General features: G+C 32.9%; 19 protein-coding genes. 12 read left to right on the top strand and 7 right to left on the bottom strand.

What is annotated here, in order from left to right; all coding sequences use genetic code 11:
• Positions 1 to 2 precede the first annotated feature (2 nt).
• Positions 3 to 1,235, top strand: coding sequence for a glutamate-cysteine ligase family protein (locus ACZ2G2_RS08870; RefSeq protein ID WP_470391857.1), 1,233 nt, complete (start codon positions 3 to 5; stop codon positions 1,233 to 1,235).
• A 1-nt stretch (position 1,236) separates the two neighbouring features.
• Positions 1,237 to 1,917, top strand: coding sequence for an N-formylglutamate amidohydrolase (locus ACZ2G2_RS08865; protein ID WP_470391856.1), 681 nt, complete (start codon positions 1,237 to 1,239; stop codon positions 1,915 to 1,917).
• A 50-nt stretch (positions 1,918 to 1,967) separates the two neighbouring features.
• Here ACZ2G2_RS08865 and ACZ2G2_RS08860 read toward each other — a convergent pair whose 3' ends face one another.
• On the bottom strand, positions 1,968 to 4,127 hold the full coding sequence (locus tag ACZ2G2_RS08860; protein WP_470391855.1) for a T9SS type A sorting domain-containing protein: 2,160 nt from the start codon (positions 4,125 to 4,127) through the stop codon (positions 1,968 to 1,970).
• 168 nt (positions 4,128 to 4,295) lie between these two features.
• A complete protein-coding gene (locus ACZ2G2_RS08855; protein ID WP_101203769.1) occupies positions 4,296 to 4,877 on the bottom strand; it encodes an NUDIX hydrolase in 582 nt (193 codons plus the stop codon).
• A 120-nt stretch (positions 4,878 to 4,997) separates the two neighbouring features.
• Between ACZ2G2_RS08855 and pyrE the strand changes: the two genes are divergently transcribed.
• Both pyrE and ACZ2G2_RS08845 read left to right on the top strand, forming a co-directional pair.
• On the top strand, positions 4,998 to 5,642 hold the full coding sequence (gene pyrE / locus ACZ2G2_RS08850; protein WP_470391854.1) for an orotate phosphoribosyltransferase: 645 nt from the start codon (positions 4,998 to 5,000) through the stop codon (positions 5,640 to 5,642).
• Between the two features lie 66 nt (positions 5,643 to 5,708).
• The gene (locus ACZ2G2_RS08845; RefSeq protein WP_090841520.1) at positions 5,709 to 6,116 is read left to right on the top strand and encodes an orotate phosphoribosyltransferase; all 408 of its coding nucleotides are present in this window, start codon (positions 5,709 to 5,711) and stop codon (positions 6,114 to 6,116) included.
• Here ACZ2G2_RS08845 and ACZ2G2_RS08840 read toward each other — a convergent pair.
• A complete protein-coding gene (locus tag ACZ2G2_RS08840) occupies positions 6,100 to 6,825 on the bottom strand; it encodes a biotin--[acetyl-CoA-carboxylase] ligase (protein WP_470391853.1) in 726 nt (241 codons plus the stop codon). The two genes, ACZ2G2_RS08845 and ACZ2G2_RS08840, sit on opposite strands and share 17 nt — an antisense overlap.
• A gap of 95 nt (positions 6,826 to 6,920) precedes the next feature.
• Here ACZ2G2_RS08840 and rsfS point away from each other — a divergent pair, with 95 nt between their 5' ends.
• From rsfS to ACZ2G2_RS08810, 6 genes are all read left to right on the top strand, one after another.
• Positions 6,921 to 7,292, top strand: a complete 372-nt coding sequence (gene rsfS / locus ACZ2G2_RS08835; RefSeq protein ID WP_090841523.1) for a ribosome silencing factor — start codon at positions 6,921 to 6,923, stop codon at positions 7,290 to 7,292.
• A 9-nt stretch (positions 7,293 to 7,301) separates the two neighbouring features.
• On the top strand, positions 7,302 to 9,266 hold the full coding sequence (gene ftsH / locus ACZ2G2_RS08830; protein ID WP_090841525.1) for an ATP-dependent zinc metalloprotease FtsH: 1,965 nt from the start codon (positions 7,302 to 7,304) through the stop codon (positions 9,264 to 9,266).
• A 110-nt stretch (positions 9,267 to 9,376) separates the two neighbouring features.
• Positions 9,377 to 9,985, top strand: coding sequence for an LUD domain-containing protein (locus ACZ2G2_RS08825; protein ID WP_090841527.1), 609 nt, complete (start codon positions 9,377 to 9,379; stop codon positions 9,983 to 9,985).
• A gap of 4 nt (positions 9,986 to 9,989) precedes the next feature.
• Entirely contained in the window at positions 9,990 to 10,814 is an 825-nt protein-coding gene (locus ACZ2G2_RS08820; protein ID WP_090841528.1) for a phosphatidate cytidylyltransferase, read from the top strand.
• Complete coding sequence (locus ACZ2G2_RS08815) at positions 10,804 to 11,454, top strand: phosphatidylserine decarboxylase family protein (RefSeq protein WP_090841531.1); 651 nt, start codon at positions 10,804 to 10,806, stop codon at positions 11,452 to 11,454. Before ACZ2G2_RS08820 ends, ACZ2G2_RS08815 begins: the two co-directional genes overlap by 11 nt.
• A 4-nt stretch (positions 11,455 to 11,458) precedes the next feature.
• Positions 11,459 to 11,725: an acyl-CoA-binding protein gene (locus ACZ2G2_RS08810; RefSeq protein WP_090841533.1), complete on the top strand. Its 267-nt coding sequence runs from the start codon at positions 11,459 to 11,461 to the stop codon at positions 11,723 to 11,725.
• Positions 11,726 to 11,944: 219 nt separating this feature from the next.
• Here the strand turns inward: ACZ2G2_RS08810 and pafA are convergent, their stop codons facing one another.
• Positions 11,945 to 13,600 (bottom strand): alkaline phosphatase PafA, encoded by a 1,656-nt coding sequence (gene pafA, locus ACZ2G2_RS08805; RefSeq protein ID WP_470391852.1) that lies wholly within the window; start codon positions 13,598 to 13,600, stop codon positions 11,945 to 11,947.
• Between the two features lie 110 nt (positions 13,601 to 13,710).
• Here pafA and ACZ2G2_RS08800 point away from each other — a divergent pair, with 110 nt between their 5' ends.
• Entirely contained in the window at positions 13,711 to 14,451 is a 741-nt protein-coding gene (locus tag ACZ2G2_RS08800) for an MlaE family ABC transporter permease (RefSeq protein WP_090841537.1), read from the top strand.
• On the top strand, positions 14,448 to 15,215 hold the full coding sequence (locus tag ACZ2G2_RS08795; RefSeq protein ID WP_281847950.1) for an ABC transporter ATP-binding protein: 768 nt from the start codon (positions 14,448 to 14,450) through the stop codon (positions 15,213 to 15,215). The genes ACZ2G2_RS08800 and ACZ2G2_RS08795 overlap by 4 nt, the downstream gene beginning before the upstream one ends.
• A 131-nt stretch (positions 15,216 to 15,346) precedes the next feature.
• On the opposite strand, the gene ACZ2G2_RS08790 is transcribed toward ACZ2G2_RS08795, so the two are convergent.
• The 3 genes from ACZ2G2_RS08790 to ACZ2G2_RS08780 are packed head-to-tail and all read right to left on the bottom strand — an operon-like array spanning position 15,347 to position 18,544.
• On the bottom strand, positions 15,347 to 16,825 hold the full coding sequence (locus ACZ2G2_RS08790) for a DUF389 domain-containing protein (protein WP_470391851.1): 1,479 nt from the start codon (positions 16,823 to 16,825) through the stop codon (positions 15,347 to 15,349).
• Positions 16,826 to 16,834: 9 nt separating this feature from the next.
• The gene (locus tag ACZ2G2_RS08785; protein ID WP_470391850.1) at positions 16,835 to 17,917 is read right to left on the bottom strand and encodes a mannose-1-phosphate guanylyltransferase; all 1,083 of its coding nucleotides are present in this window, start codon (positions 17,915 to 17,917) and stop codon (positions 16,835 to 16,837) included.
• A 27-nt stretch (positions 17,918 to 17,944) separates the two neighbouring features.
• Positions 17,945 to 18,544: a SprT-like domain-containing protein gene (locus tag ACZ2G2_RS08780; RefSeq protein WP_470391849.1), complete on the bottom strand. Its 600-nt coding sequence runs from the start codon at positions 18,542 to 18,544 to the stop codon at positions 17,945 to 17,947.
• Positions 18,545 to 18,652 lie beyond the last annotated feature (108 nt).

Below are 18,652 nucleotides of genomic sequence, written 5' to 3'. Positions count from 1 at the left end.
TTATGAGTAAAAAGTATCACTTATTTGAGGTCTATGGAATAGAGCTTGAATACATGTTGGTTAACACTAATAGCTTTAAAGTGGCACCTATTGTTGATGTATTACTAACTAAAAAGAATGGCCAATTAACTTCTGATATTGAAAACGGAACCATTGCTTGGAGTAATGAGTTGGTTGCCCATGTGGTAGAATTAAAGACCAATGGACCAACTAAAGATTTAAATTCGTTAGCGGAAGCATTTCATAAAAACGTATTAGAAATTAATGCGTTACTAAAACCGCTACAAGCTAATTTACTACCTACAGCATGTCACCCGACAATGGATCCTTTAAAAGACACACAATTATGGAAACACAGTTATAGTGAAGTGTATGAGTTGTACAATAGGATTTTTGACTGTAAAGGTCATGGCTGGAGTAATGTCCAAAGCACACACATTAACCTCCCTTTTTATGATGATAAAGAATTTGAAAAACTACACGCAGCCGTTAGGGTAATTTTACCGCTATTACCAGGATTGTGTGCCAGCTCTCCAATATTAGATGGTAAAGTGACAGGTTTTAAAGACACTAGATTAGAGTATTATAAAACCAACCAAAAAGAAATTCCAGAAATGACAGGGTTAGTTATTCCTGAGCGCGTCTTTACAAAAGCAGATTACCACGCTACTATTTTTGAACCCATAAAAAAAGCAATTAAAAAGCATGACACTAACAACATCTTAGATCATCACTTTTTAAATAGTCGCGGTGCCATTGCTAGATTTGACAGAAATGCTATTGAAATTAGATTAGTAGATATACAAGAATGTCCAAAAGCAGACATTGCCATTTGCGCATTAATAATTGAAGTTTTAAAGCTATTAGTTAATGGAGAAACGGTAGGACTTAAAAAGCAAGAAAAATGGTTAAAACAAGATCTTTATGCTATTTTGAATAATACTATAAAAGACGGAGAACTTTACAACATCTCTGACTTAAACTATTTAGAGCTATTTGATTTAAACGACGCTGCCACAGTAAAAGACATATGGAAACATCTATATAGTCTAGTTAAAGAAAACATCTCTGAGGACTACCAAAAAGCGTTAGAGACTATCCTTACACACGGTACATTATCTACTAGAATTGTTACCGCATTAAAACAAGATGTTTCAGTTAAAAACATAACTCACATTTATAATCAACTAGCCCAATGTTTGCAAAACAACGTGCTATTTACACCCACGGTTTAAAATGAAATTAGTTATAACTTGCGAACATGGTGGTAATACTATTCCAAAGGAATACAAATCACTTTTCACAGACACTTCCGTACTTGAAACGCATAGAGGATATGATTTAGGCGCTTTGGATGTGTTTAATTACTTACAACCACTAGCTGATTATTCTAACTATAGCAAAACTAGTCGCTTGTTAATAGAGTTGAACAGGTCTTTATTACACAAAAATGTATATTCAGAGTTTACTAAAAAGCTTCCTATCAATGAGAAAAAACAAATTATTAAAAAACATTATAGCGCATACAGAAGTGCAGTAACAGATTATATCCAAGCACGTATTAAAAATAATAATGACGTATTACACTTATCCATACATTCCTTTACTCCACAATTAAACCAAGACATCCGTAATTGTGATATCGGTTTACTATTCGATTCAAGAAAAGCTAACGAAAAAGAAATTGCTGTTGCTTTAAAAAAAAGTATTCTCGCTAAAAACCCTAACTATCGAATTCGCTTTAATTATCCTTATTTAGGTAAAGCTGATGGATTTACTACTACTTTAAGAAAACAGTTCCCGAAGCATTACTCCGGAATTGAAATTGAAATAAACCAATCTTTTAGTGTCGACAATAAAATGCCCAATGCTATTAAGACTGTCCTAAAAGAAAGCATACTTAAATTTAAGGCATAAAAAAAACCGTTACATCACTGTAACGGTTTTTTTATATAAATAATTAGTGATTATTTTCTCACTACTACCTTTTTAGTAAAGCTTCTTGTTTCTGAAGTCATTCTTAAAATGTAAAGTCCACCAGCTAACTGATTTGTTTGAATCATGTTAGTGTTGCTAGATAAACGACCAGCTAAGACTTGCTTACCATTTACATCCATCATAGAGTAAGTTAAAACTTCACCTTGTAATAAATTAATATTTACATGTAACTCATTAACAACTGGATTAGGGTATAATTTAAGACCTGCGTCTAAGTTATCGTTTCCTTTAGTTTCAGCTAACTGAGTAGCTCCAGTAGTTCTATCAGTAGAACCTGTAGTTACAATTAATAAAGGGTTTCCGTTAGCATCTAAATCTGCACAGATTTCATTGTTTTCAATTAAATCTAAGATATAAAAAGCAGTTGTATCACCTAATTCAATATCGTTTAAGTTAAACGTTGTTGGGTCGTAAGCTAAAGTATGCACTTTATAGTTCCCACCTGATACTGGTAAAATCATTGTTGTTGACTCACTAACACCTTCAATAGTTAAACCTGCACCTTTAGTAAGCACTGTACCTAATTGGTATCCTACAGGTAAAACAGCATCGTTATTAGTTATTACACTAACTGAAACAGTTACTCCTGGTGTTACTACAGCAAAACCTGTAGATAATGATCCCGTACCAACTGATACATCTTCACATTGTAATACATCTACTAAAGCAAAGCTAATAGTTTGTGTATCGCATAATGTTCCTCCATTGTAATCAGCAGAAAATAATTCAGCTTGAATCTGGAAGTTTCCTAACCCTAAACTCCAAGCAACTCCTCCTGCAGGGTAAGTATAAGGTACTACGTTTTCAATAATAACAAGTGTTTCGTTAGTATCTAAGTTAGTAGCAGTTAATCTTACGCTTTCAGATCCTCCGTCAACAATTGCATCAACATAAAAATCTTCAGGTAAATCAGCAATATTATAAACACCACCTTGTGCTATAGTAACATTATCTGTTGTATTAGAAAAAGCAAATTCGCTAATAGTTCCACAAGGCTCTTCACAATTAATTGTAAATGTAACACAAGAGCTATCACACTCTGCACCACCAGCATTGTTAGCAGCATAAATACTAGAACATACTTTAAAAGTACCACAGCCATGTGCCCATGAAGCAGTTGTTGCTCCTGGATAAGTATATGGTGTTGCATTTTCAGTTTTAGTATAAACGTCTCCTGTATCTAAGTTTGTTAAAGTAAAATAAGCACTTTCAACATTTCCTGACGTTAATAAGTTGATGTTAAAATCTGCAGGTAAGTTATCAAGATCATAACTAGCACCATCTACTATAGATACAGCAGCATCAGAAAAGTTAGAAAATTCAAATCCATCTACTTCTCCACAAATCGTGTTGTTTATTGTAAAATAAATTACATTTTCGTCACAAGCAGCACCCTGGCAGTAATTAGTAGCAAAGATTTTACTTGTAATTTTAAAATTACCAGTTCCATAACTCCAAGCAGCGTTTCCTCCTGGTGCAGTATATGGTAAATAGTTTTCACCAACATTAAAAACTTGACCTGTAGTTAAGTTTTCAACTTTAAGACTAGCACTTTCAGACTGACCGTTTACTATTAAATCAGCATAAAAATTATTAGGTAAAGTATCTAACTCGTAAACCCCGTGGTCTACAACCGTTACAGTATCCGTTCCATTAGATAATTCTAATCCAGAAATATCTCCACATGGATTAGAACATGTAATAGTAAAACGGATTGTTTCGCTATCACAGTAAGAACTACAACTGCTATACTTATAAATTTTTGATTTTACTTCAAAGTTACCACAACCTAAGTTCCATGCTCCGTTTCCTCCTGGAAATGTATATGGCGCATAGTTTTCGTTAATGTTGTAACATTGTCCAGTGTCTAGGTTTCTAACATAGTATCTAGCACTGTTAGAATATCCATTTACTTGTAAATCAATATAAAAATCACTTGGAAGATCTCCAATGTAATATGATTGATTATTAGAAATGGCTGTCGAAGAGCTTCCATTAGAAAACTCAAAACCAGCAATTGAACCACAATACGTGTCTTCAAAAGCAAAAGTTTGAACCGAAAAAGCTAAGGCTACCAAAATAAATAGCGCCCTAAAATTTAAAGTTTGATTGTGTAATTTTTTATACATACTTGAGGGTTTTAGATTATTTACATTTACAACTGCAAATCTAACCAACAAAGTTTTCCTACAAGAAAATAATAGCCAAACCGTTTAATATTGTCTTTAAAAAGTTAAAGCGTTTGATTATACGGATTAAAAGCACTAAGAAGAATTTTAACTAAAATAATTTGGTGATTAAAATAGTAGCTTAATATTGGCGTAAGAATTGTTCAAAGCTTTACCCCAATCCTTCTCTCCTAGCCACTTTACCTCGGTAATACCCTCATTAAGTTGCGGATATAAATTACCAGAAAACGAAGACTGCATTTCATACCAATATGTAATTTTAAGTTTCGTCTTACCATTTCTTTTAAATATATGATAAGTAATTGGCAGTGGTTTTACTATTTTAAGACCAGAAACTCCTGTTTCCTCAGCAACTTCTCTAATCGCTGTTTCTTCAATAGTTTCGTTTTTTTCTGTTTTACCTTTTGGCAAATCCCATTTATCATTACGGTAGATAAATAATATGTCCCCGTCATCATTAAAAACTTTACCACCACCTGCTATAACATTAGGCAGTTTTTTCTTGAATGTTTTTAAAAGCTTATCCTCATTATGACCTATTAAACGTACAGAAGCAACAGATTTTTTAGCCAAAGTCTTAAGGACTAAATCTATATCTGCATCTTTAAGCAAAAAGTTTTTAAAATCAGTTTCCTTTTCAACTTTTGTAGTTAAATAGATAGGTTTGTCGTTTACAAAAATGCGTTGCATAAATATGGGAGACTAGTATTATTTAGGTAAAAATATTAAATTTAATGACAATGACACTTTCTCTCAATTTATTTTAAAATTAATTTTAAGTAAAATTAAATAAAACTGTATTTTTGCCATATGATTTTCAACAAACAAACAGCCAGACAAACCGCAAAAGTTTTATTACAAATTAATGCGATCAAACTTCAACCTAGCGCACCATTTACTTGGGCATCTGGTTGGAAATCTCCCATTTACTGTGATAATCGCGTCGTATTATCTTATCCTCCAGTACGTAATTATATTAGAGAGGAAATGAGTAAATTTATAGAAGAACATTATGGTAAACCCGATGTTATTGCGGGTGTAGCAACTGGTGCCATAGGTATCGGGATGTTAGTTGCAGAATATTTAGGCTTACCGTTTATTTATGTCCGTCCTGAAGCAAAAGATCATGGAAGAAAAAACCAAATAGAAGGTCATATAGAAAGTGGTCAAAATGTAGTGGTCGTTGAGGATTTAATAAGTACAGGAAAAAGTAGCCTTAATGCAGTAAAAGCATTAAAGGAGGCTAATGTTAATGTAAAAGGAATGGTTGCTATTTTCTCTTACGGATTTGACGTTGCAAAAGAAAACTTTGAAACTGAAAACATCACACTACACACATTAAGTAATTACGAAAACCTATTAACGGAAGCTGCTTCTAGTAATTATATTTCTGATAAAGAAATTGAAACTTTAAGTCTTTGGAATGCCAATCCAAGTGTTTGGAACGCTAATTGATACTATACAATAGTTGCACTATTATTTAGTACAATACAATTTTAATAAAATAAAGACCATTATATAATGAAATTACAAAGCCCAAAAGCAACCTTAGATAAATCTACAGAAGACACGTTTAATTTTTTAAGCGATGTAAAAAACTTTGAAACCTTAATGCCAGAAAACATAAGCAAGTTTGAAGTATTAGGAGAAGACAAATTTTTGTTTGCATTAAAAGGAATGCCAGAAATAGTCTTAAAAAAGAAAGAAATGACACCTAATAGCAGAATAGTACTTGGCGCTGCGGGAGGTAAATTAGACTTTTCTTTAATTGCAGATATTACTGAAATTGAAGCTAACAAAAGTGAAGTACAACTAACTTTTGAAGGCGAATTTAATGCAATGATGGCTATGATGATTAAAGGTCCTATCAATAAATTTATCGAAACTTTAGCTACTAATATGCCTAAAGCAATTAATACAATAGCTTAATAGTTTTTAAATCAAAGGTTTCTAGAATTTGGTCCTCGACCATTACTTTTAATAAACCTTCTTTAGAAACCCCTTTTATAATACCAGAAAACAAACCTTCAGCTTTTTCAAATGTTGAAGGTTTTTCTTTTCTAAATAAATACTCTTCGTAAGTTTCTTGAATTGCAAACGTATCATTTTCAATAAAAGCCATTTCTGTTTTTAATTGATTAAGTATCAACTGTAGTATTTCATCTAAATCATAATATACACCAGTAATACTTTTTAAGGAGCTCGCTTGAGGTAAATTATCATATTTTATTTGGTTGACATTTAAACCAACACCAACTATTGAAGACTCAATACGGTTTTGTTTTATGACATTTTCAATTAACACACCACAAATTTTCTTATTTGCTGACAAAATGTCGTTTGGCCACTTTATACTTAATTTAGGAATATTTAAGCGCTCTAATACTTTTACAATAGCTAAAGACACCACCATACTAATCTTAAATTGATCTTCAAAACGCACAGCACCAAACTGCTTATACACACTAAAGGTAAGGTTTTGGAACGGTTGTGATTGCCACGACGTCCCCATTTGACCACGCCCTTTAGTTTGGTCGTTAGTAACAACTGTAGTAAAATCTTTGACCGGAGTTTCTAAACTTAGATTGCGAAGAAACCTATTTGTAGAATCGGTGGCATTAAGTTTGATTATACGCATATTTAATATTTATCTTCGTATTATAAAATCTTATGATTTTTTTAGAGTATAAAGAACTTAAAAATAATAACTTTGCACAAATTTAAATATAATTAATGTCGAAAGAACAACCAAACATAGATGCCCTAATTTCAACAATAGTTGAAGGTATTGAGGATGTAAAAGGAAAAGAAATAAATATTCTTGATTTAAGAGAAATTGAAAATACTGTTTGTGACTACTTTGTAATTTGCGAAGGGACTTCAAACACACAAGTAAACGCTATTGTTAGCGCAATCCAGAAAAAAGTAAGTAAAGCACTTAAAGACAAACCTTGGCATATTGAAGGTGAAGACAATGCTGAGTGGGTACTTATGGATTATGTTAACGTTGTGGTACATGTTTTCCAGAAACAAATTAGAGAATATTACGATATAGAGAGTCTTTGGGGAGATGCCAAAGTAACTGTTATCGAAACAAACTATTAAAATCAATACATGGCTGATAAAAATAAAAAAGTAGCACCAAAAAAACCTAAATTTAATCCGTATTGGATTTATGGAGGTATTATTATTTTCTTCATAGCACTTCAGGTATTTGGTAGTAGCGCAGACACTACAAGCAAAACATCTCCTGCTCAATTTTTCGAATATTTAAGATCTGGTGATGTAGAAAAAGTAGATATCATAAACGAAACTACTGCAAAAGTTTACCTAAGAAAAGAAGCCGAAGCCAAAGAAGAACATAAAAAGTCTAAGCCAACGTCTATTTTTCCAACAACAGCTAAACTTCCAAATTATTCATTTCAATTTGGTGACTTAGCTTTATTTCAAGAATCTATAAAAGAGATCAACTCGGAAATAGGAAAAGACAAAGCTGCCGAATTAACTTTTAGCATAGACAGTAACCCTTGGGGAGAATTACTATTTAGCCTTTTACCATTTATATTATTAATTGGTGTTTGGGTATTTATAATGCGTCGCATGTCCTCTGGAGGAGGTGGTGGAGCTGGTGGACAGATATTTAATATCGGAAAATCAAAAGCGAAACTTTTTGACGAAAATTCTGAAGTTAAAACAACCTTTAAAGATGTTGCTGGTTTAGAAGGAGCAAAAGAAGAAGTACAAGAGATTGTAGATTTCTTAAAAAATCCTGAAAAGTATACTAACTTAGGTGGAAAAATTCCAAAGGGAGCCTTACTAGTAGGACCTCCAGGAACAGGTAAAACGTTATTAGCAAAAGCAGTAGCTGGAGAAGCTAAAGTTCCTTTCTTTTCTCTATCAGGATCTGACTTTGTAGAAATGTTTGTTGGTGTTGGAGCTTCTCGTGTTAGAGACTTATTTAAGCAAGCTAAAGAGAAATCACCTGCTATTATTTTTATTGATGAAATTGATGCCATAGGACGTGCCAGAGGTAAAAATGCAATGTCAGGTAGTAATGACGAGCGTGAAAACACGTTAAACCAATTACTAACAGAAATGGATGGTTTTGGAACCAATACAAACGTTATTGTATTAGCTGCAACCAACAGAGCAGATATATTAGATAATGCATTAATGCGTGCTGGACGTTTTGATAGACAAATACATGTTGATCTTCCAAACTTAACAGAACGTAAAGCAATATTTGAAGTACACCTTAAGCCACTTAAAAAGGTAGCAGGACTAGATGTTGAATTTTTATCAAAACAAACACCTGGTTTTTCTGGTGCAGATATCGCAAACTTATGTAATGAAGCTGCTTTAATTGCTGCAAGACATGATAAGAAAGCTGTTGAAAAGCAAGACTTTTTAGATGCTGTTGATCGTATTGTTGGTGGTTTAGAAAAGCGTAGTAACTTATTCTCTGTTGAAGAGAAAAAGACAATCGCTTATCACGAAGCTGGGCACGCTACAGTAAGCTGGTTTTTAGAACATGCTGATCCATTAGTAAAAGTTACTATTGTACCAAGAGGTCGTAGTTTAGGAGCTGCATGGTACTTACCACAAGAAGCATTTATAACTAGAACAAGTAAGTTTTTAGATGAGATCTGTGTAACAATGGGTGGACGTGCTGCAGAAAAAATAATCTTTAATGAAATCTCTACCGGAGCATTAAGTGATCTTGAAAATGTAACTAAAAAAGCAAAAGCTATGGTTATGATTTATGGTCTTAATGAAAAAGTAGGAAACATTACTTACTATGATCCAGCTGGAGAAAGTGGTTTTGTTAAACCTTACAGTGAAAAAACATCTGAATTAATAGATAATGAAATCAAAAACATAGTTGAAACTGAGTTCCAACGTGCTTTAGACTTATTAGAATCTAAAAAAGATGTATTAAAACTTTTGGCGGAAAGACTAATTGAAAGAGAAGTTATTTTTAAAGATGATTTAGAAGAAATTTTAGGTAAACGTCCGTTTGCTGAAATAGATAGAAAACCATCTGAGAAAATTCAAATAGAAACAAAGGAAGAAGAATAATATCATTTTATCATAATATATTTAAAAATCTTAGATTATCGCATCAGATAGTCTAAGATTTTTTATATTTGATTATCCCATAAAGGAATTTTGATTATAGCAACGCGCGAATGAGTCTGTTTAGGAAACTTTTTAGTTCTAAATCTCAGAAGAAAAAGGAAGAGTTAAAGTCTGAAGAAAGAGGCAGATATATGCCTACCCAAGACATTCCTATTGACGAAAGTTTTACAATTAACTTCAAAAAAAACGGTGGAAAATTCCTGTATTGTGATTCTCTAGACGAAGTGTTTGAAAACTTAAACAACATTATTCTAGAAAATAACTGGGAAGACGACGCTGCATTTTTCTACGATACCAATTTAAAGGACAGATTTAAATCTTCGCAACTTAAAACAGATAGCAGCCTATCAAATTGCACCTATTTTATTACCACTTGCGAAAACTTAATAGCCAACGATGGCTCATTATTAGTTTGCTCTAACCAATTAGCAGAGAAAAAGCTTAACGAATTTCCTAACAACGTAATTGTATTTGCGACAACAAGTCAAATTGTTTCAAACATAGGAGAAGGTCTACGTGAAATTAAAAATAAAAACACCACGAAGATACCCACCAACATTACGACTATCAAGCATTTTAAAATGCAAGAGGAAAAAGACTTTTTATCTTACGGAAGCAGTGCAAAAAACCTATATTTGTTGCTTTTAGAAGACCTTTAGTTTTATGAACGAAACCCTTACCAGAGCACTTTCAGGATTCTTATACGTAAGTTTGCTAGTAGCCTCACTGTTAAACCAACACGCTTTTATTGTGTTGTTTTTTGTGTTTGGCTTTATTTGCTTAATGGAGTTTTGTAAACTTATTCAACTAAAAAGCATTTTTCCTTATATCATATTTACAGTACTCTATTTTATATTTGGATATTGGCAACTTGTAATGAGTTCTGACAAAGGACTAGACGAGACCACACAAATTCTGCAAGTCATAACACTATTTGTGCAATTGCTTTTAATTAAGGATTTATTTTCAGAAAAGACAATACCCTTATTTAGTTCTAAAAGATTTATAATCACTACGTTTTACCTATCAAGCGGATTCGTGTTTTTAGTACTAATAGCAAACCATAATGGCCAGTTTACACCGGTTTATATATTAGGATCGTTTATATTAGTATGGGTCAATGATACCTTTGCGTATTTAGTAGGTAAGAATTTTGGTAAGCAAAAGCTATTCCCAAGTATTTCACCTAAAAAAACAGTAGAAGGCTTTTTGGGTGGTTTATTTTTTGCCTGTATTGCCAGCTATTTTATTTATATCTTTACAGACCACACATTAACCTTTACGCATTGGTTAATTTTAAGTGTTATAATAAGCGTTTTTGGCACACTTGGAGACTTAATAGAATCTAAGTTTAAGCGTCAAGCAAAAGTTAAAGACAGTGGTGTTATTATGCCTGGACATGGTGGTCTAATGGATCGCTTTGACAGCATGATATTTGCAGCTCCTTTTATTTATTTATTTCTAAGAATTTTAAATTATGTTTCATAAAGAAGGTTTTAAAATAATTGCAATTACTTTTTTACTGGTGGCTCTTTTTGCAGTGGTGGTAGATAAGTTTGTGTCGCTACAATGGTTACAATACCTGTTGTTTTTCACATTGTTTGTATTCTTATTTTTGATACTACAATTTTTTAGAAACCCAAAAAGAACCACACTTTTAAATGACAACACAGTTGTATCTCCTGTAGATGGTAAAGTTGTTGTGATAGAAGAAGTATTTGAACCTGAATTTTTTAAAGAGAAACGCTTACAAGTAAGTGTTTTTATGTCCCCAATAAATGTACACGTTACACGTTATCCTATTGGCGGACAAGTGGCCTACAGTAAATATCATCCTGGAAAATACCTAGTAGCTTGGCACCCTAAAGCTAGTACAGAAAACGAACGCACAACAGTTGTAGTAGACAACCCTACTTACGGTAAGGTTTTATACAGGCAAATTGCAGGAGCATTAGCTAAACGTATTGTAAATTATGCTAAACAAGGGGACGCTGCAACGCAAGGTGAAGACTCAGGATTTATCAAATTTGGTTCGAGAGTAGATTTATTTTTACCTTTGGACACTAAGATTAAGGTAAACTTAAACCAAAAAGTTAAAGGTGGTGAAAGTATTATTGCCGAAATGTAAGCATATGACTACCGAAGAGTTAAATACTATTTTTGAAGATGCTGTAGAGCGTATTAACGCGCATACAGAACCTTTTCCCGCAGATTTCCTACTACGTTTGTATGCTTATTATAAAAAGGCAACAAACAATTACGAAAGCCCAAGCAGTAAAAAGCGCATAATAAATGCGTTTAAAGCGAATGCCTTATTTCAAATTAAAGACATTACAACAGACCAAGCCAAAGAAACTTATATTGAGCTGGTTGACAATTACTTCCTTTATAGAAAATAAAAGAAAACACCACTCCCCCTTTTACTTAGAACAACATTAAACAACAGATCACTTTGCTTTATAGTAAAGTCATAAATACGCACCTTTTTACTAGGCGCTAGGTATTACCTCTTTTTACTTAATGTTACATTAAACAACAATGCCATACTTTTAATAAAGTATGGCATTGTTGTTTATAATCTTATTTTACTAAAACAGACTTATATAGTCTTCTAAAGACTAGTTTTCTAAAACAAATTCTAAAGGTTTACCAGACGCTCCATTTGGGAAACTAATCCCTAATAAAGCAGACATTGTAGGTGCTATATCAGGAATAGTAGTATGTTGTAAAGTACTTCCTGTATTGATTCCTTTTCCAAAAAATAATAATGGTACGTGAGTGTCATAATTTAAAGCAGATCCATGAGTAGACCCTGTTTTGCTGTAACTAATAACTGCTGGATCTAAAACGTATAATACATCTCCTGAGCGTTTTTGATTAAACCCATTTTGAAGTAAATGCTCTACTCCTCTCGAAAACTCAGCATTTGTCATACTACTAGCAGTATATGCTTTATACACTTGCGGGTAACCAATAATTACATCCACTAAAGCTTGTTGTACTTCTATTAGGTTTAAACCATAACCTTTGATAACCTCACGATCTAAAAAGACTTGATTATTACTTATGTTTTTAATAAACGATTCTGCTTTATAATTGGAAATGATTGTCTCGTTTAACGTCTTTTTAAAAGCATCATTATTAAAGTATCCTGATGGCACTTTTACAGACTCTAAATAAGATGGCACCTCAACAGCACCATGATCAGAAGATAAAAACAATGTATAATTACCTTTACCAACTTTAGCATCCAAAGCATTTAGTAAACGTTCGATCTCCTTATCTAATCTAATATAAGTGTCTTCCACTTCTTTACTATTAACACCAAAATTATGACCAACATAATCCGTACTAGAAAAACTAACCGTTAACACATCTGTAATATTATCCTGTCCCAACATCTCGCCATCTAAGGCTGCAATTGCAAAGTCTGCAACAATACTATTTCCGTAAGGTGTTGCTTTAATAATATCATAACCTCTATTGGTTTTACTCAATGCTTTTAAATCATAAGGAAACGTTGCAGTTTCTTTTCCTTTAAAACCACCTTCAAAAATATTTAAATCACTCCCACTTTCTGTGTAAGTATTGATGTCATATAATGTATTCCATTCCTTTAAATAACTTTCAGCAGCACCTGTATCATTAAAAGCTTTAACCCAACTAGGTAAAGTTTCTAGGTAATAAGTACTAGTAATAAAACGCCCTTCATCTGCACCATGAAACCAATATGCCGCATTAGCAGTATGACCGGCTGGCAAAATAGCACCTCTATCTTTTACAGAAATACCTATTGTTTTTCCTCGCATTTGCGTAAACAATCTATTTTCATCTGCAAATGATGTTGTTTTTAATCTGTGCGGAGACATTTGTCCTGCTTTATTTGTAGTCCCTACAGATTGTACTGTTGTATCACCTGCACAATACACATAACTATCCGAGACTTTGTCGTACCAATTATTAGAAATTATACCGTGTGTTTTTGGTGTCGTACCAGAAAATATTGAAGCATGTCCGGGTCCTGTATATGTCGGCACATAGTTAAAATGATTGTTTTTACAGTTAAAACCTTGTGACATTAAACGTCTAAATCCACCCTCTCCATACTTATTATAAAATCTAGTTAAATAATCGTATCTCATCTGATCTACAACTACACCTACAACCAGTTTAGGTTGTGTATTTAATGTTGCAACATTAGGTTTAATAACGCTTTTTTGTGACTGACAACTTAACAGAAAACATATCACAAATACTGATAGTATCGCTCTCATTTTGGATAATTTAATTTTAGAGGTCAAAAATACAGATTTTAAAACATCTAATTTGAAATTAAGGTTAAATACCTACTAGAATTTTATATTTTAGCAGTAACAAATAAAACATGAATTACCTACACTATATTGGGACGTACTTTTTAATGGTTGTCGAGATGTTTCGCAAGCCTACAAAGTGGTCTGTAATGAAAAAATTAATACTAAAAGATGTTGACGATTTAATTATCGGCTCCATTGGTATTGTCGCATTTATCTCCTTTTTTGTAGGTGGTGTTGTTACAATACAAACAGCATTAAATATTGACAGTCCTTGGATACCGAAAAACTTAGTTGGTTTTGCTACCAGACAATCTATTATTCTAGAATTCGCACCTACTTTTATGTCTATAATTATGGCAGGAAAAGTAGGGTCTTTTATCACATCTAGTATCGGAACCATGCGTGTTACAGAACAAATTGACGCACTAGAAGTTATGGGAATAAACAGTTTAAACTACTTAGTGTTTCCTAAATTTATAGCACTAACACTATACCCATTTGTTATTTCAATTTCTATGTTTTTAGGAATTATGGGAGGATTAGCTGCTTGTGTTTATGGCGGTTACGCAACAATGCCTGATTATATAGAAGGTATCCAATTAGACTTTAAGCCATTTCATATGGCGTACGCATTTATCAAAACACTAATTTTTGCTTTTATCTTAGCAACGGTACCATCCTATCATGGTTATTATATGAAAGGTGGTGCGTTAGAAGTTGGTAAAGCTAGTACGACATCTTTTGTATGGACTAGTGTAATGATTATCCTTTTAAATTATATATTAACTCAACTCCTACTAAGTCAATGATAGAAGTGAAAAATTTACACAAATCGTTTGGAGACGCTCATATTTTAAAAGGAGTAACAACTACTTTTGAAAAAGGTAAAACCAACTTAATTATTGGACAAAGTGGTTCTGGTAAAACCGTTTTTTTAAAGTGCCTCTTGGGGCTTTTTGATTACGAACAAGGAAGTATTGCTTATGATGGTAAAGTATTTACGCAATTAAGCGAAGACGAAAAAAGAAACATGCGAGCAGATATAGGTATGGTTTTTCAAGGAAGCGCCTTGTTTGACTCTATGACTATTGCAGAGAATGTTATGTTTCCGCTTAAAATGTTTACAAAACAAAGTAAAAGCGAAATGGAAGACCGTGTCAACTTTGTGTTGAAACGTGTTAACCTAGAAGATGCACACCACAAAAAGCCAAGTGAAGCGTCTGGAGGTATGCAAAAACGTGTTGCTATTGCACGCGCTATTGTAAACAAACCTAAATACTTGTTTTGTGACGAACCTAACTCTGGACTGGACCCTAAAACATCTATAGTTATTGATAATCTGATTAAAGAAATAACGGAAGAATACCAAATTACAACCGTAATCAACTCACATGACATGAACTCTGTTATGCAAATTGGAGAGAAAATTGTATTTCTAAAAAATGGTTTAAAAGAATGGGAAGGTTCTCGCTACGACATCTTTAAGACAGATAACGAAGCAGTAACTGACTTTGTTTACTCTTCAGAACTATTCAAAAAAGTACGTCAAATGTACTTGGAAGAACGCGGTTAATAAACATTACATCACTTAGATTAAGTATCACTATCATTCAGAAGAAAGACTAATTGAATACAATATTGTATTAACAAATACTTCTCTTTGATCTGAATGGTAGCGTATATAATTATTGTATCTCCTAAAATTTAGTTTGTTTGTTTAACAACTAACGTATCTAATTTTAGTTTTAATTTTAACCAACGGTATAGTTTATCTTTTTCTTTAGAGACTTGAGCAGCGTTCGTTAAACTATCATTCCACTTTACCTGAAATACAGCTAACGTATCTATACTTTTAAAGTTAGAATTTACAACGCTTGCATAAGATAGCGACTCGATATTTTCGTAGTTAATATTAACCTCTTTAGATAATTCTTCAAACGGAACATAACCTTGTTCTAATTTAGACAACTCTCTAACTTTATCTTCTAAAAATGTGATTTTCTGTTGCTGACTCATTAAGTCTAAAGAGTCTCTTGTGCGCAACTCTTCCATATATTCTAAGTTATTAATCTGTCTATTTTTAGTCTGATTAATTAATAATTTAGAATTTTTTAAATATGTATATTCTTGTAATCTGTTTTCTAAGAAGTGTTTCATATCGTCAGAAATCACATCTGTACCAAAAGTAGTCAGCTCTATATTAGACTCTCCAGTAGGTGAGTAATTAGGCGTTGCGTATTTCTGAATATAACTAGCGTTTGGTAACGACTTTAGCTCCATGCTAATAAAGTCTTTAGCATCCACTTTAAACTGACTTTCTCTAAGTACACTTAAAAAGGTAAACATAGCTGGTATCATAACAATAATAGCGACTAATGATGCAATTCTAGCGGTACGTTTACGCTTTGCAGAATTAGCATATTTAAGCATTGGAAAACGCAATATCTTAAGTACTAAAAAGGTCGCTAATGCGATAAATATGGTATTAATAGTAAACAAATACATGGCTTGGCCAAAGTAGGTCCAATTGCCTTTTGCTAAACCATATCCGGCTGTACACAAGGGTGGCATTAATGCTGTAGCAATTGCAACTCCAAAAATAACAGATGCTATTGTTCCCTTTTTAGTTCGGGCAATAATTAAAGCTAATCCCCCAAAAAAGGCAATTAGTACATCTCGAATATCTGGTTGTACACGACCTAAAAGCTCTGAAGTGTCCTCGCTTAAAGGAAAAAATCTAAAAAACAAAAAGGCTGTTAACAAACTAAGCACAATCATAATTGCTAAGTTGATTAACGAGCGTTTAAGCGTATCAATATCGTTAATAGCAATAGATAACCCAACACCAAGTATTGGCCCCATTAATGGAGAAATTAACATGGCACCAATTACAACCGCAGTACTATTGGCATTTAACCCAATGGATGCCACAAATATAGAGCATATTAAAATCCATGCAGTTGCCCCTTTAAAAGGAATATCTGCCTTTATGGCTTCAATAGTAGCATCTCTATCCGTATCTTCTCTAAAATCAAGTAGCTCTTGCATAAAGGTTTTAATACTCTTAAATAACCCTTGTGCATCTTTTTTAACAGCTGCTTTTTTTTGATCTACTGCTTCTTGTTGTTTCTCCTCATCAGAGAAATCAAATTTATTTTCCTTTGGCGTATTGTTTTCTTCCATAGTTAAATCCTATCCGTAATGCTCTCCGTACTTGTCTTTTACTTTTTGGAGTACTGATTTAATATCTTGTTCTTTTGACTTCGGAAAGATAAGTAAAACTTCGTCTTTATCCACAATAATATAATCTTTCAACCCATCCACTACCACTACCTTATCGGTCTTAGTACGGATCATATTTCCAGAGGCATCTTCCGTTAATGTTTTGGCATTAACTACCGCATTATTGTTTTCGTCTTTATCTAATTTATCATATAAACTTCCCCAAGTCCCTAAATCATTCCAATCAAAAGTTGCTGGAATAACGTAGACGTTTGTTGAAGATTCCATAATAGCATAATCTACAGAGATGTTTTCAGCTTTAGCGTAATTATCTCTAATAAAATCGTCTTCAAACTCGGTATTATAAGTCGGTAATCCTGTTTTAAACAACTCATATAATCCTGGTTGCTTTTCTTGAAAGGCTTTAATGACACTAGAAACAGACCACATAAATATCCCTGCATTCCATAAAAAATTACCTTTTGCTATAAATTGCTTAGCAGTATTATAATCTGGTTTTTCTCTGAATTGAATAACGTCACTTATTTTTTCTTCTGATGCTTCTCCACATTCGATATAACCATATCCTGTATTTGGAAATGTAGGTGTAATTCCTAAGGTCATTAATGCATCATTAGTCTCACAATATTCAAACGCCTGTTTTACGTTGGTTGTAAATGCGTCTTCATCTTCTATCCAATGGTCACTTGGCGCAACAATCATGACAGCATCAGGGTTTTCCTTTTGTATTTTTAAGCTAGCATACAAAATACAAGGCGCTGTGTTACGCATAGCTGGCTCTAAAACTACTTGACGTTGATTAACTTCTGGAAGTTGCTCTAACACCAAATCGTTATATTTTTCGTTAGTTAAAATAAAAATATTCTCTTTAGGAATAAGTGTCCTTAATCTGCTAAACGTTTTTTGGATTAGTGTATCTCCAGTTCCAAGCATGTCATGAAACTGCTTCGGAAACTCTTCCGTGCTAACTGGCCAAAAACGTGAACCTACTCCTCCTGCCATTAATATGGCGTAATAATTTTTATTTTGCATGTCCTTCTTGTTGTATTAAGCCTTTACTTAATCGTTAATAATATCTACCTCAGCATTGGCATTAAACAGGTAGGTTTTACCCGTTTTTACCTCAACACACTCATGACGAGTCCGTCGTTTTGCTCCTTTTTTAAATACACGTCCATTGTGTATCTTAAAAGTCTGATGTAAAGGTACTTCAAATATAAAGCTTTTATTATTTGGTGCGTCCAATTGCTTTAAAGCTAAGGCCAGTTGCACATCTGTGTCGCTAGACGCTTTTGGATTTTTAAAATGTTTTGCCAGTGCTGGTAAAATAGCATCAGGAAACACTTCTGGATTTATAAATGGTAACATTAAATGCTGAAACGTCTGCTTCCACTCCAAACCATGAGGTTTAATTTGGCGTCCAAATTTAGAAAATGCTTCTAAATGTGCAATTTCATGAATTAATGTAATTAAAAAACGGTATTTATTTAAGCTACCATTAACCGTAATTTGATGCTTTCCATTTGGTAATCTGCGATAATCTCCATGTCTTGTTTTACGTTCCTTTTTAACCAATACAATTAAATTATCATGTTCCAAAAGTTGTAACACTCTAGATAAAGACGCTTCCGGTATGTAATGAGAAATGGTGTATTGCATTGGCACAAAAATAGTAGATTTTGATGAGATTATTAGACAGTTTTACACTTAGATTTCTTAACTTAAATAAATCTTTTTTATCACTTCAATTTATAATCTATTAACAAG

The organism is Olleya sp. KKT75 (assembly GCF_055635485.1).
This window is presented reverse-complemented; position numbering and strand designations above follow the sequence as displayed.

Excerpts from the sequence above, each read along its gene's own strand:
- ACZ2G2_RS08870 (WP_470391857.1), top strand. The coding sequence starts at position 3 with ATGAGTAAAAAGTATCACTTATTTGAGGTCTATGGAATAGAGCTTGAA.
- ACZ2G2_RS08865 (WP_470391856.1), top strand. The coding sequence starts at position 1,237 with ATGAAATTAGTTATAACTTGCGAACATGGTGGTAATACTATTCCAAAG.
- ACZ2G2_RS08860 (WP_470391855.1), bottom strand. The coding sequence starts at position 4,127 with ATGTATAAAAAATTACACAATCAAACTTTAAATTTTAGGGCGCTATTT.
- ACZ2G2_RS08855 (WP_101203769.1), bottom strand. The coding sequence starts at position 4,877 with ATGCAACGCATTTTTGTAAACGACAAACCTATCTATTTAACTACAAAA.
- pyrE (WP_470391854.1), top strand. The coding sequence starts at position 4,998 with ATGATTTTCAACAAACAAACAGCCAGACAAACCGCAAAAGTTTTATTA.
- ACZ2G2_RS08845 (WP_090841520.1), top strand. The coding sequence starts at position 5,709 with ATGAAATTACAAAGCCCAAAAGCAACCTTAGATAAATCTACAGAAGAC.
- ACZ2G2_RS08840 (WP_470391853.1), bottom strand. The coding sequence starts at position 6,825 with ATGCGTATAATCAAACTTAATGCCACCGATTCTACAAATAGGTTTCTT.
- rsfS (WP_090841523.1), top strand. The coding sequence starts at position 6,921 with ATGTCGAAAGAACAACCAAACATAGATGCCCTAATTTCAACAATAGTT.
- ftsH (WP_090841525.1), top strand. The coding sequence starts at position 7,302 with ATGGCTGATAAAAATAAAAAAGTAGCACCAAAAAAACCTAAATTTAAT.
- ACZ2G2_RS08825 (WP_090841527.1), top strand. The coding sequence starts at position 9,377 with ATGAGTCTGTTTAGGAAACTTTTTAGTTCTAAATCTCAGAAGAAAAAG.
- ACZ2G2_RS08820 (WP_090841528.1), top strand. The coding sequence starts at position 9,990 with ATGAACGAAACCCTTACCAGAGCACTTTCAGGATTCTTATACGTAAGT.
- ACZ2G2_RS08815 (WP_090841531.1), top strand. The coding sequence starts at position 10,804 with ATGTTTCATAAAGAAGGTTTTAAAATAATTGCAATTACTTTTTTACTG.
- ACZ2G2_RS08810 (WP_090841533.1), top strand. The coding sequence starts at position 11,459 with ATGACTACCGAAGAGTTAAATACTATTTTTGAAGATGCTGTAGAGCGT.
- pafA (WP_470391852.1), bottom strand. The coding sequence starts at position 13,600 with ATGAGAGCGATACTATCAGTATTTGTGATATGTTTTCTGTTAAGTTGT.
- ACZ2G2_RS08800 (WP_090841537.1), top strand. The coding sequence starts at position 13,711 with ATGAATTACCTACACTATATTGGGACGTACTTTTTAATGGTTGTCGAG.
- ACZ2G2_RS08795 (WP_281847950.1), top strand. The coding sequence starts at position 14,448 with ATGATAGAAGTGAAAAATTTACACAAATCGTTTGGAGACGCTCATATT.
- ACZ2G2_RS08790 (WP_470391851.1), bottom strand. The coding sequence starts at position 16,825 with ATGGAAGAAAACAATACGCCAAAGGAAAATAAATTTGATTTCTCTGAT.
- ACZ2G2_RS08785 (WP_470391850.1), bottom strand. The coding sequence starts at position 17,917 with ATGCAAAATAAAAATTATTACGCCATATTAATGGCAGGAGGAGTAGGT.
- ACZ2G2_RS08780 (WP_470391849.1), bottom strand. The coding sequence starts at position 18,544 with ATGCAATACACCATTTCTCATTACATACCGGAAGCGTCTTTATCTAGA.